This is a genomic window from Streptomyces subrutilus, assembly GCF_001746425.1.
Lineage (GTDB): Bacteria > Actinomycetota > Actinomycetes > Streptomycetales > Streptomycetaceae > Streptomyces > Streptomyces subrutilus_A.
In genome coordinates, this window is the sequence record NZ_MEHK01000001.1 from 6,936,300 (window position 1) to 6,963,017 (window position 26,718).

Consider the following 26,718-nt stretch of genomic DNA (forward strand, 5'->3'; position numbering starts at 1 on the left):
CATGGGCACCCTGACGATCACCATCCGAGACGCCACGAACGGTCCCGTACTGGAACTCGCAGGCGACCTCGACTACGACCAGGCGCCCCGCCTGCGGCAGGCCCTGGAGACCCTCACCCCGAAACCGGGCCAACGGCTCGTCATGGACCTCTCCGGCGTAGGATTCTGCGACTCCAGCGGTATCACCGTCCTCATCGTCGCCCGAAACCTCGCCGTGGCCGCCCGAGCGGACATCGCCCTGGCCGGGGTCCCCGACAACACGCTCCGCACCCTGCGGATCGTGGGCCTGGACCAGGTCTTCCCCATCCACCCCGACGTCGACAGCGCCGTGGCGGGCTGACCGGCCACGCGTTCTTGCACAGACGCGTGGCCTTCGCGCGGCCGCCATCGGCCATGCCGCCCGGGCCGTCGTTCAGGCGCCCTCGCCGAGGACGGTACGGATCAGTTCCCGCTGGGTGTCGGACAGACAAGGGTCCTGAAGGTCGAGCACCTCGTCGTCGACGGTGATCCGGTAGTGGTATCCGTCGGCCACGGGCGCGATGGCCCGCCGCGCGATCTTCTCCAACTCCGCCGCGTCCGCGCGGCCCGAGGTGTCGAGTGCGCGGAGCTTTTCGAAGCCGGCCAGGCCTCCGGAACGGGTGACCGTGATCAGCATGGCTGTTCCTCCCTGTTCGTGGTGCCGCGCGATCCGCACGGTGCGGCCACTGCCTCGCGTGCCCCGAACCCCCGCCCGCTGTCAGCGAGCAGGCTCCTGACGATACGAACGTCCGGAAAACGCCGTTGGGAGGGCTGACTTGTCGTCATGTGTTGCGTTGTTGGTGGGTGTGGTGGCGGAGTTGGTCGGTGTGTTGGGTGAGGGCGTCGATGCGTTGGGCGAGGTGGGCGTCTTGGGGTCGTAGGTGGGGGCGGCTGTCGGTGAGGGGGCGGATGAGGCGGGCGGGGTCGTGGTGGGCGAGGGCTTGGTTGAGGTCGCCGATGGCGGTTGCGGCTGTGGTGGGGAGGTCGGTGAGGGAGCTGATCTGGCCGGCGAGTCGGCGCAGGTCGGCGGCGTTGTCGCGGGCCCAGGCGGTGACGGTGCGGTCGGCGGCGCGGGTGTCGCGGGTGGCTTGGACGCGTTGCTCGCGGTGGTTCCGGTGGCGCCGGGGCGTTGGCGTAGGTAGCGGCGTTCGGCGGCTTGGCGGCTGGCGACTCCGAGGGGGCCTGCGAGGTCGGCCCAGCTGGCGCCTTGGCTGCGGGCGGTTTCGATCAGGCCGCTCTCCCAGCCGGCGAGCTGCTCGCGGACCTCCCGCAGCATCAGCAGGGCTGCCAGGGCCGGGTGTGGGCCGCAGTGGCTCCCGGGCGTCGCGTTGGTCGTTCTCGCGGAGGGCTGCTGGGCGTCTTTGACGGTTTGGTTGATGGTCTCCAGCGCTGCTGCGGCGGCCGGGAAGGGGACGGGTGCGGTCGGCTCGGCGGCCTCGTTCATGGCGGTCTCTCCGGCTGTGTGTCGTCTCCTTGATGACTCCTTGCTTGTCATCGTTTCGATGACATGTTACAACGGATGCACGTTGAAGCGCATTGGCAGTTTCTGCCTGAACCAACTGGAGGTGTTTCGCGATGTTGATGCGCACCGACCCGTTCCGCGAGATGGACCGCATCGTGCAGCAGCTTTCCGGCACGTCGGGGACCTGGTCGAAGCCGTCGGTGATGCCGATGGACGCCTACCGGCAGGGCGAGGAGTACGTGATCGCGTTCGACCTGCCCGGGGTGAGCGCGGAGGCGATCGAGATCGACGTCGAGCGGAACATGCTGACGGTCAAGGCCGAGCGCCGGCCCACGGACAAGACCGACGGTGTGCAGATGGAGCTCTGCGAGCGGCCTTTGGGTGTCTTCTCCCGCCAGCTCATGCTCGCCGACACCCTGGACACCGAGCACATCGAAGCCGACTACGACGCGGGTGTCCTGACCCTGCGCATCCCGATCGCCGAGCGCGCCAAGCCCCGCAAGATCGCCATCGGCGGCGGCTCGGGCCGCAAGCAGATCTCCGGCTGACCAGCCCCACACCCAAGGCGGAGGACGGGGGAATCGGTCCCCCTCCGGCACCCCGTCCTCCATGAGCCCCTCGCCCCTTCCCACTGACGAAGAGAAAGGCCATCGCAGCACCATGTACGACCAGCCTCGAGCGAACCCGTCCGTCACGGCCATGACGTTCGACCAGATGCTGGAACGCGTGCGCTACGAAGGCGCCTACCCCACCCGCGAACGGGCCGAGGAAGCCGTCCGCACGGTCCTCGCCTCCCTCGGCCGGCAGGTCACCGGCGACGACCGCGTCGACCTCGCACAGTGCCTGCCCGTCGAGGCCGCCCTCACCCTGACCGCCCAGATCCCCGAAGCCGACCAGCTCACCGGCTGGGGCTTCGTCAAGGACATCGCCTCCCGTACCGGTGCCACCCCGGCCGTCGCCCGCTGGGACACGGGCGCCGTACTCGCGGTCGTCGCCCGCCTGGCAGGGCCCGACCTGCTGGCCCGGATCCTCCACCGGCTCCCCGGCGGCTATGCCCTGCTCTTCGGCCAGGCCGAACTGCGCCAGCCGCAACCCGCCGCCTGACCCGCCACGTCCGACCCGCCTGCCGGGCCGCACACGCCGGGGTCGCTCGGTGCGTGCCCGGCCCGGGGCGGGGCAGGTGCACCAGTGCAGGGGCCCGGCTCGACACCGCCGGCGCCCGCACCGACACGGGAGAGGCGGCAGACGATGAGCGCCCGGAACAAGGACCCCCGCGAGACGTTGCTCCCCGACCAGGGGGCCATGGTGGACGAACAGGGTCGCCCCCCGGGCGCCCCGTCCCGCACCGGCCCCGGCGACGGCCCATCCGTCGACCCGACCCGCGTGGACCGTGCCCGCGCGCGGGAGAAGCACGAAAAGACGGGGGAGAGGCCGCTGGCGGACGGCTCGAACGGCCAGCCCGTGCCCCATGCCGCCGACGAGGTCCCGTAACTGGTTCAGGAGCCGTCCCAGCCGACGGCTCCGGCCTCCTCCGCCGGCTCGAATGCCTGGTGAACGGCTACGAGCGCGCTCACGAGGCGAGGATCCCAGCCGGGGACCAGCACCTGGGAGTCGTCGGCCCGCATACCGCGTAACACGAGGTGGGCCCGGCCGGAGTAGTCGCGCCAGATGATGCGCCGGGGCGAGCCGAACGCGCCATCACCGTCGCCCAGGATGGAGAAGACCAGGCAGCAGGCTGACCGGTAGACCGAACGGCCACCACAGCACCCGCCACACGAGACGACCGTGGTAGCGGTGGACAAGGCGAGTACGGAGGGCGCCGGTCCCGCGCGGGGGCGTCGACCTCGCGGCAGAGGCGGGCGGCTCCGCCCTCGGCCCTGACCCGGCCGAGGTCCCCGGCGTGACGCGGGTGGCCGGCCGTCACAGCCCCAGGGCGACGGCGAGGCGGGTCAGCTCGGCGGTGCTGTGGACGTTCAGCTTGGCGCGGATGCGGCGGAGGTAGGCGTCGACGGTGTGCTTGGAGAGGCCCATGTTGCGGGCGGTCTGCAGGTAGGTGCGGCCGGCGGCGATGTGGCGCAGGGCTTCCTGCTCCCGCGGGGCCAGGGTGGCTGCGGGGACGGGGGTGTGGGTGTGGGGCATGGTGAGGGTGAGGCTCATGGGATTTCCTCCGCCGGATCGGCTCGGTCATCTCTGCTCGCACCCTCGGGAGCAGTGGGCTGAATGCCCGGTTTGTCTCTTATTAAGAGATTGACTGAGCCACTTCGCGAGAGTGTCCGCCGACTGTCACAGGCGTGTGACAGGGCGCCGCGCCCCCGCCAGCGGCGGCCCCTTCCTCCGCCGTCCGGGCGGATTGTCAGACCTCGTCCGTAACGTCAGAGACGAGACCGGGTAGGCCGGCCCGCCGTGCGAAGGGAGCACATCATGGGTGAGATCAGCGTGAACAGGGAGCATCTCGACCGGCTCCTCGCCGACAGCGCCGGAACCTACGGCGCCCCGTACCAGCGCGCCTTCGCCGAACTCGCCCGGACACACCGCGGGCAGCCCGTCACCACGATCCTGCCGCTGCTGCGCCGCGCCGCCGACCAGGCCCTGCTCGGATTCGCCCGCCAGGACCTGTGGGAACAGGCCCAGGCGATCAGCAGCGGCGAGCCGTACGCCCTGCGCATCACCGTGACCTGAGGCGCCCGGGCGCGGCGGGCCGCCCACCGGCGCAGACCGTCCAACGCTTGTTCCCGCTGCTCGCCGAGGGGAAGCGCGCGGAGGCGGCGGCCGAGAACGGCATGCGTCGTGTCGGCGGGGCGTCGCCGGTTGTCGTTCCGCCCTGGCGCTCTAGGGTGACCGCATGGAACAGCGCATCACCCTCGTCACCCTGGGGGTCTCCGACCTCGCACGCGCCCAGGGCTTCTACGAGGCCCTGGGTTGGCGCGGACAGGAAGTCGAGGAGACGGTCTTCTTCCAGGCAGGCGGCCTCGCGCTGGTGCTGTGGGATCGGGACAAGCTGGCCCGCGACTGCGGAGTGGAGCCCGGACCGGCCGGCGGGCCGGCCGGATTCGGCGGGATCGCCCTGGCCCACAACGTCCGCTCCGAGACCGAGGTGGACGAGCTGCTCGCCGCCGCACTCCGGGCAGGCGGCACCGTCACGAAGCCGGCGGCGGTGAATGCGATCGGGTTCTATTCCAGCGCTTTCGTGGACCCGGACGGCCATGCGTGGGAAGTCGCGTACAACCCGGGATTCCCCCTCGCGGCGGACGGCTCGGTCACGCTGCCCGATTTCGGCGGTGCGAAGGCCTGACCGCCCCGGTCGGCCGCGCTGGACCGTGCTCACGCTGGTGCTCTGTCAAGGCACGAATTTTCGAGACATGACGTGCGCTCTTCCGATCATGCCTAGTGGATCCCAGACCTCACGCGGACACCGTGAGGCCGGCCGGCGGCCGGAAACGTTCTTGCGTCGATCCGTCGCGCACGACGAACTGGGAGAGACGAGTGGCTACGACCTGCGAGAAGAGCACGGATCGATGCGTACGGGACATGGGCAGGGGCTCCGTATGCCAGGTGCGCGAGAGCTGCGGATCACGCACGACGATCCTGCGGGAGGTAAGACGCTGGGCGGCCGTGAACCAGATGCCCGTGGAATCCGACGGTATCTCCCTGGCCCGGTCGGTCACGGAGCACGTACGGCTGACAGGAAAGCACTTCCTACCCGATCGCGTGCTGGGGCAGCTGAGCGACATCCGACATCGCCATGCCGCTGACCGCCCGTTCCTCCACGCCTTTCTCGACTGCGTGCTCGACAAGCACGAGGGTCGCTTCTGGAATCGCACCTACCTCGCGCTGCCGGTCCTGGAGCTCCTCATGGAGGAACGGCATTCGGCGCTGAGCGCGGACCGGATGTCCGTCATGCTGATGTCCGACGTCGTCCGTTTCGAGATCGAGGCGGCAGGCGGCTCGCGCGCCGGATCCGGCCGCGGTCGGCCGGATCCCGCGAGGCTGGGCACGCGGTTGCGGCACGCCCTGCGCTTCGTGGCGAAGGGCCTCGGGCGGGCGGAAGCGGGAGCCCTGCCGTCGCGGATGGCGCACATGCCCCGGGCCCGCCTGGAAGAACTCGTCGAGCACCTGCCCCGGCCCCCCGCCACGGACGGCTTCCGATGGTTCGACGTGACCGTCCAGCCCGTCTACGTACTGCATGACGAATACTTCTTCATCCGCGTTCTCCAGGCTCACGAAATGCTGTTCACCGCGATCGCGGCAGACATGGAAGAAGCCATCCGGGAATTGCGGGCAGGGGACCCGGAGGGAGGCGTGCAGCGAATAGATCACGCGGTCGCGATGTTCGAGCGTGCGGCCGCACTGTTCCGCATAGTGGCCACCATGCAGCCGGAACAATTCTCCGATTTCCGGCAGTACACCGAAGGCGCCAGCGCCATTCAGTCCGAACAATACAAAAGGTTCGAGAGTCTGTGCGGCGTTCCCACCGTCCCGCGCTTGTGCTCGTCCGCCTTCACGAGCGTGCCGGCCGTGAAGGCCGAGGTGGAGGACGACCGGCACGACACGGTCTCCCAGGCGTATCTCGATCTCCGGGCGGAGGGCCGTTTCGGCCCGGGGGAGTGGCACCGCCTCGACGCCGCGCTGAGCCGGTTGGAGAACGGGCACCAGCGGTGGAAGTCGGCACATCGCAGCATCGCCGTGCGCATGCTCGGCGACGCGCACGGCTCGGGCCACACCACCGGCGTCCCGTACCTGACGGAATGCCTGGACAACCGGCTGTTCTGGCAGCTGGACACGCGCCACTGAGCCGCTCCCGCCGCCGGCGGCTCGACCCTGTCGACCGGCTCCCACCGCTTGCCCGGCATCAGCCCGAGCGTGACGATGGAAGGGCGGCCTCTGAACTCACCGAGGAGGCCCTTGTGGCCACACGTACGCGAAAGCGTGGGGTACTGCTCTCCCTCTCCGTGGCGCTGGCAGCCGGGCTGGTGACAGCCAACGGCTCCGCGAGCGCGGCGGACTCCGCGAGCGCCACGCGGGTCGCCCAGGCGCCGTTCGAAATGGTGCAGTCGCCGCCCGGAAGGGTGGCCGCCGCCCCCTCACCGCCACCCGACCCGGACATGTCGGCAGCCGCTGAGCTGTTCCTCACGCACGTGCTGGACCTGCTCCAGAAGAACTCGCTGGAGCGGAACAAGGTCGACTGGCCGGAGGTGCGGCGGCAGGCGTTCGCCGACGCTGCCGGGGCCAAAACCACCGCCGACACCTACGAGGCGATCGACACCGCCGTCAAAGCCCTCAACAATCGGCACACCTACTTCCTGCGGCCGGACCAGGCCGCCGCGCTCGACCCGCCCGTCGAGGTACCCGGCACCGAGGGACCACCGCCCGTACCCCGAGGCCACCTCATCGGACAGAAGATCGGCTACGTCTCGCTCCCGACCACGGACAAGATCCCGGGGTACGCGCGGGCCGGCGCCGAGGTGGTCCGCACGGTCGACGCCTCCGGGCCCTGCGGTTGGATCGTCGACCTGCGTGGTGACAGCGGAGGTGCCATGTGGCCCATGCTCGACGCCCTGGCACCGTTGCTCGGTGACGGTCGGCTCGGCGCTTTCGTCGATGCCGACGGCGAGCAGAGCGCGTGGGAGCTGAAGAAGGGACAGCTGTCCGTCGGTGGCGAGGTCATCTCGAAGGACGTGCCCCCGAGCATCGAAACGGGTGAGCCCGGCATCGATGACTACGTGACCCACAACGCGTACGTGCTCAAGCGGCCCCGGCCGCCGGTCGCGGTGTTGACGGGACCCGAGACGGCGAGCGCCGGCGAGGCCACCCTGATCGCCTTCCGCGGCCGGCCGGAGGCCCGCAGCTTCGGCCTGCCCACAGCCGGGCTGGCAACGGGCAACACGACCTACCCGTTCCACGACGGCTCACTCCTCGTCCTCACCGAAACGGCCGACGTGGACCGGACCGGGCGCCGATACGGCAACACCCCCATCGCCCCGGACGTCCGCGTGGACTTCACCGACCAGGACGTCGCCGGCGGCCCTGGTGATCCGGTGGTCGACGCCGCGCGGAAGTGGCTGGAGTCCCGGCCCGCCTGCCGCGCCTGATTTCGTTCGGTCGCCGGCCGCCTCAGCCCGCTGTCGTCACCGGGCCCGCCGTGGCCGGCAGGTGGACACACGCGATGTCGGCGGAGACGGCGGCGGGGATGCGCATGCGCCGCAGCAGGTCGCGTGTGGTGCGCAGGGAGAGCGTGCTGGTCCAGGCGGTGCCGGGGTGGCGGGATTGCAGGTGTGACAGGGCGCGGGTGCCGAGTCCGCTGGAAAGGAACAGCTTGTCGATGTCGATGCCGGTGATCACGCCCTCACCGCAGGTGGTGCAGATCCGGTAGTGGATCTGCCCGACGACCCTGCGGACGTGGACCAGGAGCAGGCACTCCTGCCCCGGCCCGGTGTCGCCCGGGACGTGGGTGGAGAGGAACTCGATGTCGCGATAGGCGAGGAACCTGCGGCGCAGCCGCTTGCCGAGCCCTCCTCGGCGCCCGTGCCGCGTCCTGTGCGGGGGCGGCGCGGATTCGGGTGCGGAACGGAAGAGGACGCTCGTGGGACGTGCGTGTTCACCGGACATGGACCTCGTGTGCCCAGACAGCGGCCGCTGACGCGTGAGGCGGCGCCGCCGAGGCCGCCTATCGCCCGTCCGGCGCCGCCGCACGGTCCGCGACCAGGCGGATCGCCGCGAGCGTGAGGTCCGGGTCGTGGATCTGGACGTAGTGGTCGCTGCCGGTTGCCAGGAGGTGCGGGGTCTGCGGGCGCAGCTGTACCAGGGCCTGCTGCGCCTTGGGCCAGGCCGTCTCCAGTGTCGCCAGCAGGGCCTTCGACATGGTGGCCGGCGCCGCGAAGGGCTCGGTCTTGCTGAGCACCGCGACCGGGACCGGCGGGAGCGGGCCACCGCGGTCGAGGGCCGCGACCCCGCCGTCGATGTCGACCTGCTCGAAGTCCGGGTCGGCGTCGAAGGGCGTGCCCGGGTGCCTCAGTGCCTTGACGTACTCCGGCCACCGCGCCCCCATCGCCGGCTTCAGCCCCGGCCCCAGCGCGTCGACCAGCACCAGCCCGCGGGTCCGCTCCGGGTGCTCCTGCGCGTACCGCAGGGCCAGCATCCCGCCGAAGGAATGCCCCACCAGCAGGTACGGACCAGGCACCCGCGCGGCGGTCAGGACCTGGTCCAAGTCCCGGACCATGCCGGTCAGTTCCCGGGTGCCCCGGACCGGCGTGCTGCGGGTGGTCAGCGTCGGGGGCTGTGTGTAGCGGATGGTTCCCGGCCGGTCGTAGGTGCACACGCGCGTGAACGCCGCCACCCCCGGCAGCACCGCCGGAGCCTTCGGCACGGGGGGTGCGGTGTCGGTCAGCGACCACGGGTCGGAGGCCTCGTGCAGGCCGGACAGCAGCACCACGGTCGGGCTCCCCGAACCCGAGCAGCGCAGGTACAAGCTCCGGCCGCCGCCGATGTCCACGCGCTGCTCGTCGTCCGTTCCGCCCGAGGGCTCGGGCGCGCCCGCCACCAGCAGCAGGACCACGGCCACCACCGCGGCGGTGACCCCGCCGGGCACCCGCTATCGCATACCTCCACCCTCCGCCGGCTCCCGCCGCCCCGCCACCGGTCACACCCCGGAGCCGGGGGCAACCGGCACCCGTACCTGCCGAACAGGCCGCGCGGGACCGGGTCGTGAGGAGGCGCGCCCGGTCGTACGGTGGTCTGGGGGGGACCGGAACCGGCGCCCACGGCCAGTACGCCGCCGGGGTCTTCGCTGTCCGGTCGAGACGACCGCACACCGAGAGCAGGTGCATCCCTTTGCGCACGTCAACCCGTATGCCGACCCGTGTCGCCAGTGTCCTCACCGGATTGACCCTCGCCCTGTGCGGCACGGCCTTGGCCGCCCCCGCCGCCCACGCGGACGTGTCGGCCTGCATCAACCAGGTCGAACGCGAACTCCGGGGCGGCGAGGCCCCCGAGTACGTCCGTACGGCCTGTTCCGGCGCGCTCTCCGGCAACCACGACCAGTGCGTGTCCGGCCTGACCAAGGGCGGTGTCACCAACGGGACCGCGGTCAGCGCCTGCCGGGTGGCCCTGAACTAGCGCTCCGGCCGCCATCGGGCGTTCCCGCCCGTCGACCCGTGCCGTCGTGCCGCGGCCACCGGCATGATGGCGCGGTGATCACCATTCATCTGAAGTACGAGATCGACGTCGACAAGCTCGAGGCCTTCGAGGAGTACGCGCGCCGTTGGGTCAAGCTGGTCAACCGTTTCGGCGGCACCCACCACGGCTACTTCCTGCCCAGCGAGGGTGACAGCGACATCGCCTACGCCCTCTTCTCCTTCTCCGGCCTCGCAGCCTATGAGCAGTACCGGACGGACAGCATGACCGATCCGCAATGCCAGGCGGCTTTCGACCTGGCACGCGAAACCCGCTGCATCAAGCGGTACGAACGCCGCTTCCTCCGGCCGCTCGAGACCCCCGGCCCCTGAAACAACCGGACCGCCGGACCTGCCCCGACGCCCACTACTGGGCGCTCGCCCACGACGACACCGCCGCCGCGCCCCTGGCCCCGCCCCCGCGCTCACGCGCAGCGCGGCCCGGCGCGGCGGCGTCGGTCTGTCAGCGCCCCTCGCACTGGCGCGGCGGGCGGTCGGCACCGGCACTATCCGGTCAGCCTGGATGGACGTTCGATGAACCGCGTTCAGCCGACAGCAGGTCAACGCCCCACACGACGGCGGTCCTGCCGAGTGTCACCCTCCGTTTCCGCGTGATCGCGAAGGGCGCATCCCCGCTCCGAGCTGCCAGAACGACCGTTCGGTCGCCGATAATCGAACGTGATGTCTGTAAATCGGTGCTCGATGTGCGTGCTCCCTTCGCACCCGACAAACTCAGCGGTGTCCAGTCGATACATCGCAGCCAAGTGCTGCATCTCCCCTTCGAATTGAAAGAGAGTTCTGTCGTGCGTCACCGCATCGCTACCGTCTCCGCTGCCGTTCTCCTGACCCTGGCTGGTGCCACGGGCATCGCGCAGGCACAGCCCGCCAGCCTGTACGCCCCGTCCGCCGTGGTCCTGACCGTCGCCCAGGGCGAGGACGCGGACACCGTCGAGCGGGCCTCGACCCTCAGCTGCGCCCCGACCGCCCAGGGCACGCACCCCGACCCCAAGGCCGCCTGTACGGCCCTCGCCGCCACCGCCGGTACCTTCGACACGCTGCTGGCGGCCCCGGATCGGAACCGCGCCTGCCCGATGCACTACGCCCCGGTCACCGTCACCGCGGAGGGCGTCTGGCAGGGCAGCCGCATCTCCTGGAAGCACACCTTCTCCAACGCGTGCACCATGTCCGCGACCCTCAACGGCAACGCCGTCTTCGCGTTCTGACCGCTCCTCCGGTCGTCCGCCCCCCCGCGCCTCCCGCCTCCGCCCCCGCCCCTCCCCGGGCGGGGGCGGTCGCGCGTACGGCCCCCACCGTCTCGGAGGTGCGGGCCCGGCCCTCAGGTAGCCCTCGCCTCCCCCCTGCGGGGGAGGGCGCCGAGGACCACCGGGGGACGCGATGCCGTGAGCGCCGGGGTGAGTAGGGCGGTGCCGGAAGTGCCAGGTCCCCACCCTCTTTCCAAGGACCTGTCCTCGCCCGGGATGCACGCGTGCATGACAGGGGGAGAGGAGACCTGGGTGCGCATCGTCGGCGGCAACCATGAGACTCCGGTCATCGCGCTCCACGGGCTGCTTCTGACGAAACAGTGAGCGGAGCGCAGTCGGCCGCCTCGCGGCACCTTCCCCGCCGACGGGTGGGATCAGGCCATCGTTCCGTCACCCGACCGGCCGATCAGGTCCTAGAGTATGCGCGTGACCGAGCAAAACTCCGAACTCATCGCCGGCCGCTACCGGCTCGTCGAACGCATCGGGCAGGGCGGCATGGGCCGGGTCTGGCGAGGCGTCGACCAGCAACTCTTCGGACGCGAGGTCGCCATCAAGGAGATCCTCTTCCCGGCCGGACTGGACGACGGCGACCGCGCCACGCTGCTCCGGCGCTTCACCGGCGAGGCCCGTGCGGCGGTGACTCTCAGCCATCCCGGGATCATCACCATCCACGACGTCGTGGAGCACCGCGGGGCCCCCGTCATCGTCATGGAGTTCATCCGGGGGCAGTCCCTCGCGGCGGCCATCCGCGAGCAGGGGCGGCTGCCCGTGCAGCGGGTGGCGGAGATCGGCGCCGCCATGCTCGACGCGCTCACCGAGGCGCACGGCGCGCGGATCGTGCACCGCGACATCAAGCCCGACAACGTGCTCCTGACCAAGGACCGTGTCGTCCTCACCGACTTCGGCATCGCCCACCTGGCGGACGCCACGACCAAGCTCAGCCACAGCGGGATCGTCATCGGCACCCCGCACTACATGCCGCCGGAGCAGCTGGAGGGCAAGCGCCCAACGGCCGCCAACGACATGTGGGCGCTCGGTGCCACCCTCTACCACGCCGTCGAGGGGCACCCGCCGTTCGAGGCCGAGGGGCTCCACGCCCTTGCCGTGGCGGTCTTCACCCGCCCCCACCGGCAGCCGGTCCACGCCGGCCCGCTGGCGCCGGTCCTGGACGCGCTCCTCGACAAGGACCCGCTGGAGCGTGCGGGCGCCGCCGAAGCCGCCGAACTGCTCGCGTCGGCGCTGCGCTCCTCCCGGTCCGGGGCGAACGCGGCCGGGGGAGCCGTCGTACGCGACCCCGAGCCGGTCCCGGGTCCGTTCCCCGTGCCGGAGGCGCCGACCGAGCAGGCCCGCACCCCGACCGAGCGGGAAGCGGAACTGCCGCCCCCGCCGCCCCTGCCGACGCCGGCTCCGGCGCCCACGGCCAAGGAATCCGCGTACACCCCCGACACCCTCCCCGCCTCCCTACCGGACCGGCCGACCACCCCGCCCGTGCCCGTACCCGTGCCTCCCGCGGAGGACCTGGTCTCGCTCGGCGGGACGGCCCCGCAAGGGCGCGGCGAGGGGGCGTCCGCCCGACGGAGGGCGCTCACCCGGCGCTCCGCGGTGCTGGGAGTGGCCGTGGCCACGCTCGCCGTCGGCTCCGCTCTGACCTGGCACTTCAACCGTGACTTCTCGCCCAACGGCGGTAGGCCGTCCGGCGGCGGCTCCGCGGCCGCGCCCGTCACCGTGGTGATCGGGGTGGAGGCGCCGCTGAGCGGCGACATGTCCTCCCTCGGCGTCGGCATCAAGAACTCCGCCGACCTGGCCGTCAGGACCGCCAACCGGACCCGGCACGTACCCGGCGTCAACTTCGAGATCAAGGCCCTGGACGACGAAGCCGATCCCGCCAAGGGCCGGCCGAACGCCGCCCGGTTCACAGCCGACGACAAGGTGCTCGGCATCGTGGGGCCCCTCAACTCCGGAGTCGCCCAGACCATGGCGGAACCGCTCGGACGGGCGAACCTGGTCAACGTGTCGCCCGCCAACACCAACCCCGTGCTGACCCTGGGCCCGCACTGGGCCAAGGGCGTCAAGTCCCGGCCGTACGAAACCTACTTCCGGACCGTGGCCACGGACGTCGACCAGGGGCCGTTCGCCGCCCGGTACCTCCACGACGAGGCCCGGAAGACGAAGGTCTACGTGATCGACGACAAGAGCGCCTACGGCACCAGCCTGACCTCCGCGTTCCGGGCCGCGTACACGAAGCTCGGCGGGGCCGTCGTCGGCGCGGAGCAAGTCGATCCCGCGGAAGGCGACTTCACGGTCCTCGCCTCGAAGGTCCGCGGCTCCGGCGCCGAGGCCGTGTACTTCGGCGGCTACCACACCACCGCCGGGCCGCTCTCCCAGCAGCTCAAGCAGGCGGGCGTGACCATCCCCCTGATGGGCGGCGACGGCATCTTCGACCAGCAGTTCCTCACGACCAACGCGAAGGCCGAGGGCGACCTCGCCACCAACATCGGCGTTCCCGTCGAAGACCTGGCAGGAGCGGCGGACTTCCGCGCGGAGTATCAGAAGGCGGGGTATCCGGAGGCGGCCGGTTCGTACGGCCCCTACGCGTACGACGCGGCCTGGTCCGTCATCGAGGCGGTGAAGACCGTCGTGGCGGCCCACGGCGGTACCCTCCCGGCGGACGCCCGGGCGAAGATGCCGCAGGCCGTCGCCGGGCTGGCCTTCGACGGTGTCACGGGTCGGGTGGCCTTCGACGAGTACGGCGACACGGTCAACCGGCAACTGACGGTGTACGCGGTGAAGGGCGGCAGCTGGACGACCGTGCGGAGCGGCCCCGCCGTTCCTTGAGCGGACCACCGCCTGCGTGGGAGCGTCGGCCGACGCTCCCCCAGGACACCTCCGGCTCCGGCGGGTAGCGTGGGAAGCACAGCATCCCCGGCGGCCGCGTGCCTGTGTGATCGAAGGGCGCCGCATGCCGAGGGCCCAAGAGGCGGCCAGGCCGGCAAGGCCCGCCGCCCCAGGGTCCGCTGTGTCCCACGGTCCTCTGCGCAAGGAGCGTCGCGCGCATGTCCTCCCTCCTCCGCCGCCACCGCCCCCCGAGCCGAACCCGCGCTGGGAGCCACGTGGTCAGCCCGGTCGGTTCCCGCCGCCGCCTCCACCGCCGCCAGGGCAGCCCCAAGGACCGTACGGCGGTCCGACGGGCTGGTACGCACCGCCGCCGGATTCGGAGAAGACCAACACGCTGGCCGTCGTGGCCTTCATCATGTCGATCCTCTGTGCGATCCCGTTGGTCCCGCTGGTCCTGGGCATCATCGCCCTGCGCCAGATCCGCGAGCGCCGGCAGAAGGGCAGGGGATTGGCCATCGCTGCGATCGTCATCCACGGCGTGACCCTCGTGCTCTACGCCCTCGCGCTGGTCTTCGGATTCTCCGGCGTGCTGGACGGGGCACCCCGGCGCGACGTCACGGGCCAGGTCACCGAGGAAGGCTCCAGCGAGGTGAAGGACATCCGGATGGGGGACTGCTTCAACACGGACGACAACTTGGCGGAGTACCAGGACGAGAGCGGTGGGGACGTCCCCCTCACGGTCACCGTGGTGCCCTGCGACCAGCCGCACGAGGGGGAGGCGTACGCCGTCTTCGACCTCGAGGAAGGCCCTTACCCGGGCAGGGAGGCGGTCACAAAGACCACCGACGAGGTGCTCCGGTACGGCCCTCACCGACTACGTGGGCCCCTCCGCGCAACTCTCGGACAAACTGCAGCTCTACATCTACTACCCGACCGAAGGCACCTGGAACGTCGGTAACCGCCAGGTCATCTGCTTCCTGGGTGACAGCGGCGGCTCCGCCACCGGCTCGGTGCGCGCGCCCGGTTCCTGATCCCCTGCCGGTCGTGGGCAGCGATGTCCCGACCGCGCGGATCGCGGCGTACCGCCCTCTGGCGTACGCGCGTAGACCTCGGGCACCATCACAGGGTCCCACCCGATCCACCTGCACCGCCCAAGCTCGATGAAGCGTCAGAGGTCACCAGCAGGAGGAACCAGAGTGAAGACCCGTCCCGTCCTCACCGCACTCGCCCTGATCAGCGGTGCACTGTTCGCACCCGGCTTCGGGGTGCTCTCCGTCACGACCGAAGCCCACGCCGCCACGAAGATCAGCCACGCCACCGCGACTTCGATGTTCCGCCAGGTCGGCATCACCTGGTCGTCCTCCGGCGGCTGCTCCGACCGCAACAGGCCGACCTGTACCTCCTTCGAACAGCTCAACCTCGCCTCCGCGCAAGGGGCCCAGACCCTCAAGCGCGCCACCGGATGCGCCCTCAACATCACCGGCGGCACCGAGACGGGGCACGCGAGCGGCACGTACTCGCACTGGAACGGCTACAAGCTGGACTACGCGAAGGGCACCTGCGTCACCAACTACATCAAGAGCACCTTCACCTACATCGGGGTGCGCGGTGACGGAGCGCCGCAGTGGAGGTCCGGCTCGGGGAACATCTACGCGGACGAAGGCAACCACTGGGACGTCCTGTATTACAACTGCGGCGGCTGCTGATCCGATCGGCTCGGTGCCCTGGCGGCGTCAGGACGGGGCGAGGACGCAGAACTCGTGGCCCTCCGGGTCGGTCAGGCACGTCCACGGGACGTCGCCCTGGCCGAGGTCGAGGCCGGTGGCGCCGAGGGCCCGCAACCGGGCCACCTCCGCCTCCTTGTCGTCGCCGGGGTACGGCAGCAGGTCGAGATGGACGCGGTCCGGCACGGTCTTCACGCCGGGGGTGCGGAGGAACTCGACATACGGGCCGACGCCTTGGGCAGAGCGCAACGTGGCGATATCGTCCGTCACCTTGTGCGGGGTCCAGTCCAACGCCTCGCCCCAGAACCGCGCCATGGCCCGCGGGTCCGCGCAGTCGACCACCACCGCTGCGATCGGCCCGGTGTCCCGGTAGGCCTCCCGGGGCTCCAGCACGCAGAACTCGTTGCCCTCCGGGTCGGCGAGGACCGTCCACGGCACGTCGCCCTGTCCCACGTCGGCGGGCGTGGCACCGAGCGCCCGGAGCCGCGCGACCAACTCCGCCTGATGGGCCGCGGAGGTGGTGGCCAGATCCAGGTGGACACGGTTCTTCGTCGCCGTCTTGGGTTCCGGGACGGCGACCACATCGATCCCCAGCGCGACCGGGTCCGGCCAGACGAGGCCGCCGGCGGGTCCCACGTACGTGGTCACGCCGGATCCCGTGCCGTACGCGCTCCAGCCGAGCGCCTGCGCCCAGAACCGGCCGACCGCCGAGTGGTCGAAAGCCTTGATGTTCACGTGGACGGGTCGCAGCGCCATGCCGGGGATTCTATGCATCGGCCCGACCACGAGGGTCTGTTGGGCCCCCCACGGAGCGGGACAACCTCCGATGCCGGGTCGGCCGCCCAGACCGCCGCCGGGCCCATGGCCCTTGGGGCCCGGCGCGCCGGTTGCCTTCGGCCGCCTCTTCAACCTCCACGCCGCTGTCGCGCCGGTCGACGAGCCGGGGGCTGTGCTCGGGGCGGCGCCTACGGCGTGCCGGGAAGCCGGACCGTCACGAGGAGGCCGCCGGCGGGGCGGGGGGCGAGGTCGAGGGTTCCGGCGTGGGCGCGGACGATGCTGTGCACGATGGCCAGGCCGAGGCCGACGCCGGCGTGCTCGTCGGTGCGTACGCGTTCCGTTCCGCGCTGAAAGGGCTCGGTGAGGGTCGGGACCAGGTCCGGCGGGAGGGGGCGGCCCGTGTTCTCGACCCGCAGCACGCTCGTACCGCCGTCGGCCTCGGTGTGGACCGTCACGGCGCCGCCGGCGGGGAGGTTGTGGACGACGGCGTTCTGGACGAGGTTCGTCACCATCCGCAGCAGGAGCTCCGCGGAGCCGCTGGTCCGGGCCGCACCGCCGGTGACGTCGAGTGTGATCTGCCGCTGTTCGGCGAGGGGAAGCAGGGTTTCGGCGGCCTCTTCGGCGAGGAGGGAGAGGTCGACGTCCTCCCGGGTGAAGGTGCCGCTGTCACCGCGGCTGAGCAGCAGGAGGGCCTCGGTGAGGTCGATCGCCCGCGTGTTGACGGCGTGCAGGCGTTCGATGACCTCGCCCCGGTCCCGGGCGGGGTCCTTGCGGGCGACGTCGAGGAGCGCGCGAGAGATCGCCAGCGGGGTGCGCAGTTCGTGGGAGGCGTTCGCGGCGAAGCGCTGCTGCTCGGCGACATGGGACTCGAGTTGTTCGAGCATCGAGTCGAAGGCGTCGGAGAGTTCACGGAATTCGTCCCGGCGGCCCTCCATGCGGATCCGGTGGGACAGCGACCGGTTCCCGGCCGTCCGTGCGGCAGCCGTGATCTGGGTGAGGGGTGCGAGCATCCTGCCGGCCAGGACCCACCCGCCTACGAGGCCCAGTACCAGCAGGAACGCCAGGACCGCGGCCGCCCGCGGAGCGAAGACGCGCAGGAGGTTGGACCGGATGGGGAAGACGCCATGGGTGGGGGCGCCGGAGGGGACGATGAGCGTCGCACGCTCGGGGACGTAGCGCAGGAGGAACACCCACACCGCCGCGAGCAGCAGGACGCCGGCGAGCATGAGGAATCCGGCGTAGCTGAGGGCGAGCTTGGTGCGCACGCTCATCCCGGGCGCCCTATCCACGGTCCCCGCCCCCGTCTTGGGCTTCCGGCTGGGTGTCGATGCGGTAGCCGACGCCGGACACCGTGGCGATGATCCAGGGTTCGCCGAGCCGTTTGCGCAGCGCGGAGACGGTGATGCGCACGGCGTTGGTGAGGGGGTCGGCGTTCTCGTCCCAGGCCCGCTCCAGCAGCTCTTCGGCGCTGACGACCCCGCCCTCGGCGGCGACGAGGACCTCCAGCACGGCGAACTGCTTGCGGGTGAGCGCGATGTAGCGTCCGTCGCGGAAGACCTCCCGGCGGAAGGGGTCGACCCGCAGCCCCGCGATCTCGCGGACCGGGGGCCGGGCGTACGCGCGCCTGCGGTCGAGCGCCCTCAGCCGCAGGACGAGCTCCCGCAGCTCGAACGGCTTGGTGAGGTAGTCGTCGGCGCCGAGGCCGAACCCGGAGGCCTTGTCGTCGATCCGGTCGGCAGCGGTGAGCATGAGGATCGGGATGCCGCTTCCGGAGGCGACGATGCGCCGCGCGACCTCGTCGCCGGAGGGACCGGGGATGTCGCGGTCCAGGACCGCGAGGTCGTAGGAGTTGACGCTGAGCAGTTCCAGGGCGGTGTCGCCGTCGCCGGCGATGTCGGCGGCGATCGCCTCCAGCCGCAGGCCGTCCCGGACGGCTTCGGCCAGGTAGGGCTCGTCCTCCACGATCAGTACGCGCATGACCGCAGCCTAAGCAGCACGGCATGCCGCCGACGCACGCACGCGCGTGAACACACCCGGCACGCGGCTCAGCCCACCGGTGCCGGCATCGGGCGAGGCCGGTCCGACGGGGCGCCCGCCCTCGTGCGCCACCAGCGGCGCGACGCCAGCCCCGCCAGCAGGGCGCCGGCGGCGTTGACCAGTACGTCGTCCACGGAGGACACCCGGTCCAGCCGCAGGACGTACTGTGCCGTCTCGACCAGGACCGAGCAGCCCGCCCCCAGCGCCAGGATCCGCGGCAGGGACGCCAGCGCCGCGAACCGCATCGGGGCGAAGAACCCCAGCGACGCGAAGACCAGCAGGTTGCCGACGATCCCGAGCGGCCCCATGACGACCAGGTCCCGCAGCGGGACCAGGCTCATGCGGCCGGGGACCAGGCCGGGCGAGGCGCCCGGCATCAGGGTCAGCCATACGAACGGCACCGTCCCGTGGACCATGCCCACCTCGGCCAGCGACGTCCGCCACGCCGAGGCGACGCCCGCGGCGCGCCGCCGGCGCGCCAGAGCCCACGCCACCAGCACGGCCAAGGGCAGCGTGACCAGAGTCATGAGCACCACGCCGTTGAACGTGTCGTAGCAGCCGTGCCACCGCCCGGCCAAGCACACCGGCGCGGACATCATGAGCGGCCGCCGGATGGCGAACGCGGCGGCCGCGATGACGAGGACCGCCAGACCGATGAGCACGGTCCTGCGCGTGGGGCGGGGTGCTGACAGGGATGCGTCGTGGTTCATGGCTCCCATGGGAAACGCAGGGCCGTTGCGAGGGCGTATGCACTTTTCGATACGCCCGCGATACACCTCCGCGGCGGCGGCGGCGGACGGGCACGAAGCCGACGCGATGGGACGGGCGTCCGCCCGCCCTCCCTTGCATCCATCGGGTGAAGGACAGCCTTATTAGTAATTTTTTCATACGGTCGCATTCGTTGCACAATCGATACATCCCCACCCATGTCCGGACCTGAATTCGAGCCGGGTTCGGAGAAAACTGTCGGCCGTCGCGCGTCAGGAATCACATCCGAGAAAGCAGGCTCCAGGTATCCGTTCGACCGACAGTTCATTCGAACGCGGAGGTATTGTGATGTCCGTCTGCAGGAACGACTTCCATAAAGCCCGCCGGGCTCTCCGAGTTGTCCGACGCACCACCGGATTCCGTCTCCCTCGCCTTTTGCTGCCCCTCTGCCTGCTGACGGCGGGGACCCTGGTCGGGCCGGTGTCACCGGCCGGCGCGGCCACGTCGTACGGCGCCAAAGCCGTGGCCGTGGCCGCCTCCAAGAAAGGTGCCCCTTATGCGCGCGGCGCGACGGGGCCGAGAAGGTTCGACTGCTCGGGCCTGATGCTGTACTCGTTCCGGAAAGCCGGCAAACAGCTGCCGCGCACCGCCGAGCAGCAGTACGAGCACACCTCCCACGTTTCCCGCGACAAACGCGCACTGGGTGATCTGGTCTTCTTCCCGCAGGGCTCGACCGTCGAACACGTCGGCATTTACGCAGGTCACGGCAAGATCTGGCACGCCCCCCGCCCGGGTGCCCGGGTACGGCTGGAACGCATTTGGAGCAATAACGTCCGCTACGGCCGAGCCGATTGAGGCCGTGTGCCGGTGCCCCGACCCCTACAAGGTCGGGGCACCGGCACCGGCACCGGCTTCGGCGGCGGACGCCTCCGGGGCCGGCGCCGACCTCGCGGAGGTGGCACGCGCCCTGCGCGACTGTGCTCCGGGTCAGGCTGCGGGGCTGGTGACGGTGGCGCCGGCGGGCTGGGGCGGGAGCACGTCCTCGCCGTAGAGGTCCTGCACCCAGCCGGTCTGGTAGACGGTTTCGAGGTAGCGCTCGCCGAGGTCGGGGGCGATGGCCACCGCGGTCAGCTGCTCGTCCCGCTGGGCCAGCCATTGGCCGGCGCCGTGGACGACGGTGCCGGTGGATCCGCCGAAGATGAAGCCGTGGCGGGCCAGTTGATGGCAGGTGCGGATCGTCTCGGCTTCGTTGACGTGTACCACCTCGTCGACGAGGGAGGTGTCGAGGAGCGGGGGGCGGATGCTGGTGCCGAGGCCGGGGATCATGCGGCGGCCCGGCGTGTGTCCGAAGGTCGCGGAGCCCTCCGAGTCGATCGCGACGATGTGCACCGGGCGGTGCCAGGTGCGGAAGTAGCGGGCGCACCCCATGAGGGTCCCGGTGGTGCCGGCCCCGACGAAGAGGACATCGAGGTCCGGGAACGCGCGGGCGATGGCCGGGGCAGTGGTGCGGTAGTGGGCAGCGTGATTGTTGGGGTTGGTGTACTGGTTGAGCCATACGTAGCGGTCGTCGGAGGCGCACAGCGCGCGGACGTGGTCGATGCGGGCACCGAGCAGGCCGCCGGTGGCGGAGGGTTCCGTGACGACGTGGACCTGGGCGCCGAGTGCCTCCAGGAGCAGCCGGGTCGCCAGGTTGCAGCGTGAGTCGGTCACGCACACGAACCGGTAGCCCTTGCTCGCCGCGATCATGCTCATCGCCACGCCGAGATTGCCGGAAGAGGATTCGACCAGGATGGATCCGGGGGTGAGCAGGCCATCGCGTTCGGCGGCCTCGACCATTGCGGTCGCGGCTTTCAGTTTGATCGAGCCCGCGAAATTGAATCCCTCGCATTTGAGGAACAGGCGGTGCCCGCTGATCGCCTCGAGGTCGACGTAGAGGTCGTCTGTGTTGAATTCCTGCGGAGTGGATATGACCGGCATGGGCACCTCCTTGTTCGCGCTCACGGCGGCTCTGGTGCCGCTGGCCTGCGTGGGCGGCTGGGGGAAGACATCGCCTGCTGCCACGTCTTCGGGACTCCTCCAGTACGCGGCCTGACCGCGGCCCCGTCATGTCACCTGATGTCGGGACTTGACGCCCGCCGCGATCACGGATAGCCGCCCGGCGGTCGGTCTTCCGGTGTCGCCAACCCCCGCTGACGGGCCTTGTCAAGCCACGACATTCAGCGGCGTGACGGACACATCGCGGCCGGGCCTACTGGAAGGGCGGCATCACGATCTGCCTTTCAGGCCCCGTTGCTGCGCGTCACATAAGCGATCGATGCCCGAAGGCATCCCCCGACTGCGGAACGCAAGCATTGAGGTGGTTCACACATGTTTTCCTTGCCTGATGACCGGACGAGAGCTCAACCCGCCGAAGCGCTGATCGCCGGCCCGTCCGGCACGTCCACGCTGTCCGGCAGCAGGTCCGAAGACGCCGGCCAAGCGGCAGAGACCGCGCGGCTCCTTGCGGAGGTGCTGGCCCAGGTCGTGGGTGTGGAGCAGGTACCGGGCGACAGCGACTTCTTCGATGACCTGGGCGCTGATTCGCTGGTCATGGCGGGGTTCTGCGCCCGGATAAGAAAGCGGTCGGACCTGCCGCCCGTATCCATGAAGGACGTCTACCGGCATCCCACGATCAACGCTCTGGCCGCCGCGCTGACCCCGGCCGCGCCCGCGGCCCCCCGTCCCGCGCCCAGCGCGCCCCCCGTCACCGCTTCCACCCCCACCGCGCCCGCGGCTCCGGGACCCGTGCCCGGCCAGGCGTCCGTACATCCCGCCCCCGTTCCGGCCCCCACACCGGCGCGGGCGGGCACCGGCCAGTACCTGCTCTGCGGCATGCTGCAGTTCCTCGCGTTCCTCGGCTACGCCTACCTCGCCGCCCTGACCACGATGCGAGGTTTCGGGTGGGTCAGCGCCGGCACCGGGGCGCTCGACGTCTACCTGCGATCCGTACTCCTGGGCAGCGCCGTCTTCGCCGGCCTGTGCCTCGTGCCGATCGTGGCGAAGTGGACCCTCATCGGTCGTTTCACGCCCGGCGAGTTCCCCGTCTGGAGCCTCGGCTACGTCCGCTGGTGGCTGGTCAAAACCCTGATCCGCAGCAGCCCCGCCCGCGTGTTCACCGGGTCGCCGCTGTACGCGGTGTATCTCAGGGCGCTGGGCGCGAAGGTCGGCCGCAATGTCGCGATCTTCTCCACCCACATCCCGGTCTGCACCGATCTGCTCACGATCGGTGACGGCACGGTGATCCGCAAGGAAGCGCTCTTCTCCTGCTACCGGGCCCACGCCGGACTCATCCAGACCGGCCCCGTCACCCTCGGCAGCAACGTCCTCGTCAGCGAACAGACCGTCCTCGACATCGACACGTCGATGGGCGACCAGGCCCAGCTCGGGCACGCCTCCAGCCTGCACGCCGGCCAGTCCGTCCCCGCCGGCGAGCGCTGGCACGGCTCACCGGCCGAGCCCACCGGCACGGACTTCCGCATGGTCGGCGGCGTCGAGTGCTCCACCGCCAGGAAGGTCCGCTACGGCGTCGGGAAGCTGCTCGCCCTGCTGCTGGGCTATCTGCCGCTGGCCTGGGGCGGCGCCACCGCGCTGCTGGCCCCGCTGTGGGAGCTGGCCGCCCCGCCTCGGGCCGGGACTCCGGCGTTCACCAGCGGAACGTTCTATCTCGGCGCGCTGGCCGCGTCCTTCGCGCTGTTCTTCGGCGCCGCTTTCGCCGGGCTGGTCATCCAGGGCGTGGTGCCGCGCCTGCTCAACCTGGCGGTCAAGCCGGACACGGTCTACCCGCTCTACGGCGTGCACTACGGACTGCAGCGTGCCATCGGGCGCCTGACCAACAGCAAGTTCTTCACGGCGCTGTTCGGGGACAGCTCCGCGATCGTCCACTACCTGCGCTACCTGGGCTACGACCTGTCGCGCGTCACCCAGACCGGTTCGAACTTCGGTGTCGAGGTGAAGCACGACAGTCCGTTCCTGAGCACGGTGGGCAGCAAGACGATGGTGGCCGACGGGCTGTCGCTCATCAACGCCGAATTCTCGAACACGTCGTTCCGGCTGTCCCGGGTCTCGATCGGCGCGGACAACTTCCTCGGCAACCGCATCGCCTACCCCTCGCAGGCCAAGACGGGTGACAACTGTCTGCTGGCGACGAAGGTGATGGTCCCGGTCGACGGAGAGGTACGGGAGAACGTGGGCCTGCTGGGCTCGCCCGCCTTCGCCATTCCCCGCACGGTGATGCGCGACACCCGCTTCGCAGACCTGGAGACCGCCGACGAGCTGCCCCGCCGCCTGGCCGCCAAGAACCGGCACAACGCCGTCACCGCGGCGCTGTACCTCATGGCGCGTTGGCTGCACGTCTTCGCGATGACCCTCGTCGCCCTGGGCGCGGCAACCCTCTACCCCGCGCTCGGCGCGTCCGCGTTCGCGCTCGCCGCCGTCCTCGTCCTGCTGTTCACCGTCGCCCACTTCGCCCTGCTCGAACGGGCCACGACGGGATTCACGACGCAGAAGCCGCTGTACTGCTCGATCTACGAGCCCTCGTTCTGGCGGCACGAGCGCTTCTGGAAGATGGCCTCGCACGGCTACCCGCGGGTCTTCGACGGCACCCCGTTCAAGAACGTCGTCTGGCGGCTGCTGGGCGCGCGGATCGGCAAGCGGGTCTTCGACGACGGCTGCTCCTTCCCGGAGCGGACCCTCGTCACCATCGGGGACGACTGCACGCTGAACGCGGGCACGGTCATCCAGTGCCACTCGCAGGAGGACGGCGCCTTCAAGTCCGACCGGACGACGATCGGTGACGGCTGCACCCTCGGCGTCGGCGCGTACGTCCACTACGGCGTGACGCTGGGAGACGGCGCCCAGCTGGCCTGCGACTCCTTCCTCATGAAGGGCGAGCAGGTCCCGCGCCAAGCCCGGTGGGCGGGAAATCCGGCCCGGCAGCTGCCCGACGACACCCCGCCCCCCGCGACGCCGCCGGGGCACCTGCCCGGCGCCGCGCCCCCGCCCCCCGACCCGCCCGCCGGAATCTGACCCCCCCGCCACATCAGCACCAGACAGGAGAGACCCCTCATGGCACGCAACGCATCCGCCAGCAGAGAGTTCTGGCACGGCGTCCTGGCCGCCAGTAGCGGCTTCGCGCCCCTTCCCCGATGGACCCCGGTGCCGGTGGCGGGCGTGGCCGAGTACGAGACGCCGCTCCCCGCCGACCAAGCGGACGCACTGCGCCGGCTGGCAGAGGACCTGGCGGTGCCGCTGGACTGCGTCCTGCTGACCGCCCACGCGAAGGTGCTCACCGCGCTGAGCGGCGAACAGGACGTCACCAGCGGGTACGTCGCCGCCGCCGGCCACCGGCCGCTGCCGTGCAGGCTGACGACCGGCCCCGGCTCATGGCGGAGCCTGCTGGCGCACACCCGCCACGTCCTCGCGGACCTGCGGGCCCACCAGGATTTCCCCATCGACGACCTCAGGCGCGAACTCGGCCTCAAGGAGGCACCTTTCGAGACCGTACTGGATCCCACAGGCATCACCGACATCACCGACCTCGCCGACTCCAGCGGTGACCTCCCCGGTGCCGACGGCGAACCGGCCCGGGACAGCGGCACCCTGCCCCCCGGCACGGCGCTGTGGATCGACATCGCCCACCACGACGCCGGACGGCCGACGCTGCGGCTGCGCTACCGCACCGACGTCCTCGACGCGGACTGCGCTGCCCGGATCGCCGGATACCATCTGACCGCGCTCGCCCTGATGGCCGCCGACCCGGACGCCGATCACACAGGTCGGAGCCTGATATCGGCCGAAGAGCTCCGCTTCCAGCTCCATGACCTCGCCGGGCCGCGCCGAGACCTGCCCGAACTGCGGGTGCACGAGCTGTTCGAGCAGCGGGTACGGCAGCACCCGAACGCCGTCGCCGCCCAGCACGGCGACCGGCACTGGACCTACCAGGAGCTCAACGCCCGCGCCAACCTGCTGGCGCGCGCCCTGCGGGCCCAGGGCCTGCGGCGCGAAGGGGTGGTCGCGGTGGCCATGGAGAGGGACCTGGACTGGCTCGCCGCCGTCCTGGCCGTCCTCAAGGCCGGCGGCGCCTACCTGCCGGTCGAGCCGCACCTGCCGGCCGAACGCATCACGTCCATGCTGGCCCGTGCCGGATGCGGACACCTGTTGACCCAGCCGGCCGCCACCACGCACGTGCGCCAGGCCCTCGCCTCCCTGCCCGCGGTGCGGACCCTGTTCGCCGACACCGCCTACGGCCAGGACCATGCCGGGACCGACCTCGGCATCGACGTCGCACCGGACCAGCTGGCCTACATCTACTTCACCTCCGGCTCGACGGGTGAGCCCAAGGGCGCGATGTGCGAACAGGAGGGCATGCTCAACCACCTCTACGCCAAGATCGACGACCTCGAGATAGGGGAGGGGCAGGTGGTCGCCCAGACCGCGCCCCAGTGCTTCGACATCTCCCTGTGGCAACTGCTCGCCCCCCTGCTGGTCGGCGGGCGAACCCTGCTGATCGAGCAGGAAGCGATCCTCGACGCCGCACGGTTCCTCGACACCGTGGCCCGCGCCCGGGTCACCGTGCTGCAGGTCGTCCCCTCCTACCTCGACGTCGTCCTGTCCCATCTCGAGCAGCACCCCAGGACCCTGCCCGACCTGAGGTACGTGTCGGTCACGGGTGAGGCGCTGAAGCGGGAACTCGTCCAGCGCTGGTTCACCGCCCAGCCCCACATCAAGCTCGTCAACGCCTACGGGCTGACCGAGACCAGCGACGACACCAACCACGAGGTCATGGACCGGGTGCCGGACACCGACCGGGTCCCGCTGGGCCGGCCGGTCAACAACGTGCACCTCTACGTCGTCGACGAACACCTCAACCCGGTACCGCTCGGTGCGCCCGGCGTGATCGCCTTCTCGGGGGTCTGCGTGGGCCGCGGCTACGTCAACGATCCCGAGCGCACCCGGCCGACCTACCTGGCCGACCCCCACCGCGAGGGCATGCGCCTGTACCGCAGCGCCGACGTCGGCCGCTGGCGGTGTGACGGCAAGCTGGAGTTCCTCGGCCGCCGCGACAACCAGGTCAAGATCCGCGGATTCCGTATCGAGACCGGCGAGATCGAGAACACCCTGCTGCGAGCGCCCGGGGTTCGCGACAGCGCCGTGGTTGTCGCCGAACGGCCCGACCGGAGCAACCACCTGGTGGCGTTCTACTCCGCCCCGCACCCGCTCGAAACCAGCGTCCTGCTGGACCTGCTGGGCGCGTCACTGCCCGGGTACATGGTCCCCTCGGCCCTCCACTGGCAGGAAAGCCTTCCGCTGACCGCCAACAGCAAGATCGACCGGAAGGCCCTGACGGCCCTGGCCGCGCACCTCCACGCCATCGAGGCTGCCGCCGGCGAGGACCACGTCCAGGAGCCGGCCACCCCCGCCGAACAGCGGCTGGCCGCCGCGTGGGCGAAGGTGCTCGGCGTTCCGCAGGACCTCATCGGCCGGCGCGACAACTTCTTCGACCGCGGCGGCACGTCCCTGTCGGCCGTGCGGCTCGCCGTCACCCTCGACCGAGCCGTGTCCCCGGCAGACGTCACCCGGCACCCCGTTCTCACCGATCTGGCCCGGTTCCTCGACACCGCGTCCCACCGGCTCCCCACCGCACCCTCGGCCTCCTCCTGATGGCCGGCCTCCTCAACACCCCTGAAAGG

26 protein-coding genes and 2 pseudogenes are annotated in these 26,718 nt (G+C 71.0%); 17 read left to right on the forward strand and 11 right to left on the reverse strand.

Going from position 1 to position 26,718, the window contains the following annotated elements:
• Nucleotide 1: 1 nt before the first annotated feature.
• The gene (locus BGK67_RS31680) at nucleotides 2-340 is read left to right on the forward strand and encodes an STAS domain-containing protein (RefSeq protein ID WP_069923274.1); all 339 of its coding nucleotides are present in this window, start codon (nucleotides 2-4) and stop codon (nucleotides 338-340) included.
• A gap of 72 nt (nucleotides 341-412) precedes the next feature.
• Here the strand turns inward: BGK67_RS31680 and BGK67_RS31685 are convergent, their stop codons facing one another.
• Nucleotides 413-655, reverse strand: coding sequence for a protealysin inhibitor emfourin (locus BGK67_RS31685; protein ID WP_069923275.1), 243 nt, complete (start codon nucleotides 653-655; stop codon nucleotides 413-415).
• Nucleotides 656-800: 145 nt separating this feature from the next.
• A pseudogene (locus tag BGK67_RS40330) lies at nucleotides 801-1,462 on the reverse strand (HSP18 transcriptional regulator).
• A 131-nt stretch (nucleotides 1,463-1,593) separates the two neighbouring features.
• Between BGK67_RS40330 and BGK67_RS31695 the strand changes: the two are divergent.
• The 3 genes from BGK67_RS31695 (at nucleotide 1,594) to BGK67_RS31705 (ending at nucleotide 2,971) form a co-directional block, all read left to right on the forward strand.
• Nucleotides 1,594-2,028 carry an Hsp20/alpha crystallin family protein gene (locus BGK67_RS31695; protein ID WP_069923277.1) on the forward strand — a complete coding sequence of 145 codons (435 nt, stop codon included), beginning with the start codon at nucleotides 1,594-1,596 and terminating at the stop codon, nucleotides 2,026-2,028.
• A 112-nt stretch (nucleotides 2,029-2,140) separates the two neighbouring features.
• On the forward strand, nucleotides 2,141-2,584 hold the full coding sequence (locus BGK67_RS31700; RefSeq protein ID WP_069923278.1) for a DUF2267 domain-containing protein: 444 nt from the start codon (nucleotides 2,141-2,143) through the stop codon (nucleotides 2,582-2,584).
• A gap of 144 nt (nucleotides 2,585-2,728) precedes the next feature.
• Complete coding sequence (locus tag BGK67_RS31705; RefSeq protein WP_069923279.1) at nucleotides 2,729-2,971, forward strand: hypothetical protein; 243 nt, start codon at nucleotides 2,729-2,731, stop codon at nucleotides 2,969-2,971.
• A gap of 5 nt (nucleotides 2,972-2,976) precedes the next feature.
• Here BGK67_RS31705 and BGK67_RS31710 read toward each other — a convergent pair whose 3' ends face one another.
• Both BGK67_RS31710 and BGK67_RS31715 read right to left on the reverse strand, forming a co-directional pair.
• Complete coding sequence (locus tag BGK67_RS31710) at nucleotides 2,977-3,282, reverse strand: hypothetical protein (RefSeq protein ID WP_069923280.1); 306 nt, start codon at nucleotides 3,280-3,282, stop codon at nucleotides 2,977-2,979.
• A gap of 118 nt (nucleotides 3,283-3,400) precedes the next feature.
• Nucleotides 3,401-3,637 (reverse strand): response regulator transcription factor, encoded by a 237-nt coding sequence (locus BGK67_RS31715; RefSeq protein WP_069923281.1) that lies wholly within the window; start codon nucleotides 3,635-3,637, stop codon nucleotides 3,401-3,403.
• Nucleotides 3,638-3,901: 264 nt separating this feature from the next.
• Here BGK67_RS31715 and BGK67_RS31720 point away from each other — a divergent pair, with 264 nt between their 5' ends.
• From BGK67_RS31720 to BGK67_RS31740, 4 genes are all read left to right on the forward strand, one after another.
• The gene (locus BGK67_RS31720; RefSeq protein WP_069923282.1) at nucleotides 3,902-4,159 is read left to right on the forward strand and encodes a hypothetical protein; all 258 of its coding nucleotides are present in this window, start codon (nucleotides 3,902-3,904) and stop codon (nucleotides 4,157-4,159) included.
• A 163-nt stretch (nucleotides 4,160-4,322) separates the two neighbouring features.
• A complete protein-coding gene (locus BGK67_RS31725) occupies nucleotides 4,323-4,772 on the forward strand; it encodes a VOC family protein (RefSeq protein WP_069923283.1) in 450 nt (149 codons plus the stop codon).
• Between the two features lie 329 nt (nucleotides 4,773-5,101).
• The gene (locus BGK67_RS31735; RefSeq protein WP_244291526.1) at nucleotides 5,102-6,271 is read left to right on the forward strand and encodes a tryptophan 2,3-dioxygenase family protein; all 1,170 of its coding nucleotides are present in this window, start codon (nucleotides 5,102-5,104) and stop codon (nucleotides 6,269-6,271) included.
• 113 nt (nucleotides 6,272-6,384) lie between these two features.
• On the forward strand, nucleotides 6,385-7,569 hold the full coding sequence (locus tag BGK67_RS31740; RefSeq protein ID WP_167739613.1) for a S41 family peptidase: 1,185 nt from the start codon (nucleotides 6,385-6,387) through the stop codon (nucleotides 7,567-7,569).
• Between the two features lie 22 nt (nucleotides 7,570-7,591).
• On the opposite strand, the gene BGK67_RS40335 is transcribed toward BGK67_RS31740, so the two are convergent.
• Together BGK67_RS40335 and BGK67_RS31750 are read right to left on the reverse strand one after the other, a co-directional pair.
• Nucleotides 7,592-8,086, reverse strand: coding sequence for a hypothetical protein (locus BGK67_RS40335; protein WP_244291376.1), 495 nt, complete (start codon nucleotides 8,084-8,086; stop codon nucleotides 7,592-7,594).
• Between the two features lie 58 nt (nucleotides 8,087-8,144).
• Nucleotides 8,145-9,065, reverse strand: a complete 921-nt coding sequence (locus BGK67_RS31750) for an alpha/beta fold hydrolase (RefSeq protein ID WP_069923286.1) — start codon at nucleotides 9,063-9,065, stop codon at nucleotides 8,145-8,147.
• Nucleotides 9,066-9,325: 260 nt separating this feature from the next.
• On the opposite strand from BGK67_RS31750, the gene BGK67_RS31755 reads away from it, so the two are divergent.
• From BGK67_RS31755 to BGK67_RS31780, 6 genes are all read left to right on the forward strand, one after another.
• Entirely contained in the window at nucleotides 9,326-9,592 is a 267-nt protein-coding gene (locus BGK67_RS31755) for a hypothetical protein (protein ID WP_069923287.1), read from the forward strand.
• Nucleotides 9,593-9,666: 74 nt separating this feature from the next.
• On the forward strand, nucleotides 9,667-9,981 hold the full coding sequence (locus BGK67_RS31760; RefSeq protein ID WP_069923288.1) for an NIPSNAP family protein: 315 nt from the start codon (nucleotides 9,667-9,669) through the stop codon (nucleotides 9,979-9,981).
• Nucleotides 9,982-10,451: 470 nt separating this feature from the next.
• On the forward strand, nucleotides 10,452-10,871 hold the full coding sequence (locus BGK67_RS31765; RefSeq protein WP_069923289.1) for an SSI family serine proteinase inhibitor: 420 nt from the start codon (nucleotides 10,452-10,454) through the stop codon (nucleotides 10,869-10,871).
• A gap of 465 nt (nucleotides 10,872-11,336) precedes the next feature.
• Nucleotides 11,337-13,745, forward strand: a complete 2,409-nt coding sequence (locus BGK67_RS36720; RefSeq protein ID WP_167739614.1) for a bifunctional serine/threonine-protein kinase/ABC transporter substrate-binding protein — start codon at nucleotides 11,337-11,339, stop codon at nucleotides 13,743-13,745.
• Between the two features lie 403 nt (nucleotides 13,746-14,148).
• Nucleotides 14,149-14,703, forward strand: a complete 555-nt coding sequence (locus BGK67_RS31775) for a DUF4190 domain-containing protein (protein ID WP_069923290.1) — start codon at nucleotides 14,149-14,151, stop codon at nucleotides 14,701-14,703.
• Nucleotides 14,704-14,905: 202 nt separating this feature from the next.
• Entirely contained in the window at nucleotides 14,906-15,451 is a 546-nt protein-coding gene (locus BGK67_RS31780) for a hypothetical protein (RefSeq protein ID WP_432215495.1), read from the forward strand.
• Between the two features lie 27 nt (nucleotides 15,452-15,478).
• Here BGK67_RS31780 and BGK67_RS31785 read toward each other — a convergent pair whose 3' ends face one another.
• The 4 genes from BGK67_RS31785 to BGK67_RS31800 form a co-directional block, all read right to left on the reverse strand.
• Nucleotides 15,479-16,225, reverse strand: a complete 747-nt coding sequence (locus BGK67_RS31785; protein WP_069923292.1) for a VOC family protein — start codon at nucleotides 16,223-16,225, stop codon at nucleotides 15,479-15,481.
• Nucleotides 16,226-16,434: 209 nt separating this feature from the next.
• Nucleotides 16,435-17,517 (reverse strand): sensor histidine kinase, encoded by a 1,083-nt coding sequence (locus BGK67_RS31790; RefSeq protein ID WP_279628718.1) that lies wholly within the window; start codon nucleotides 17,515-17,517, stop codon nucleotides 16,435-16,437.
• Nucleotides 17,518-17,527: 10 nt separating this feature from the next.
• On the reverse strand, nucleotides 17,528-18,223 hold the full coding sequence (locus tag BGK67_RS31795) for a response regulator transcription factor (RefSeq protein ID WP_069923294.1): 696 nt from the start codon (nucleotides 18,221-18,223) through the stop codon (nucleotides 17,528-17,530).
• A gap of 68 nt (nucleotides 18,224-18,291) precedes the next feature.
• Complete coding sequence (locus tag BGK67_RS31800) at nucleotides 18,292-18,993, reverse strand: VanZ family protein (protein ID WP_069923295.1); 702 nt, start codon at nucleotides 18,991-18,993, stop codon at nucleotides 18,292-18,294.
• 346 nt (nucleotides 18,994-19,339) lie between these two features.
• Here BGK67_RS31800 and BGK67_RS31805 point away from each other — a divergent pair, with 346 nt between their 5' ends.
• Nucleotides 19,340-19,846: a C40 family peptidase gene (locus tag BGK67_RS31805; RefSeq protein ID WP_079154486.1), complete on the forward strand. Its 507-nt coding sequence runs from the start codon at nucleotides 19,340-19,342 to the stop codon at nucleotides 19,844-19,846.
• A 132-nt stretch (nucleotides 19,847-19,978) separates the two neighbouring features.
• Here BGK67_RS31805 and sbnA read toward each other — a convergent pair whose 3' ends face one another.
• On the reverse strand, nucleotides 19,979-20,968 hold the full coding sequence (sbnA, locus tag BGK67_RS31810; protein WP_069923297.1) for a 2,3-diaminopropionate biosynthesis protein SbnA: 990 nt from the start codon (nucleotides 20,966-20,968) through the stop codon (nucleotides 19,979-19,981).
• A 390-nt stretch (nucleotides 20,969-21,358) separates the two neighbouring features.
• Here sbnA and BGK67_RS31815 point away from each other — a divergent pair, with 390 nt between their 5' ends.
• The gene (locus BGK67_RS31815; RefSeq protein ID WP_107488900.1) at nucleotides 21,359-24,055 is read left to right on the forward strand and encodes a Pls/PosA family non-ribosomal peptide synthetase; all 2,697 of its coding nucleotides are present in this window, start codon (nucleotides 21,359-21,361) and stop codon (nucleotides 24,053-24,055) included.
• A 39-nt stretch (nucleotides 24,056-24,094) separates the two neighbouring features.
• A pseudogene (locus tag BGK67_RS31820) lies at nucleotides 24,095-26,659 on the forward strand (non-ribosomal peptide synthetase); the annotation flags it as partial.
• Nucleotides 26,660-26,718 lie beyond the last annotated feature (59 nt).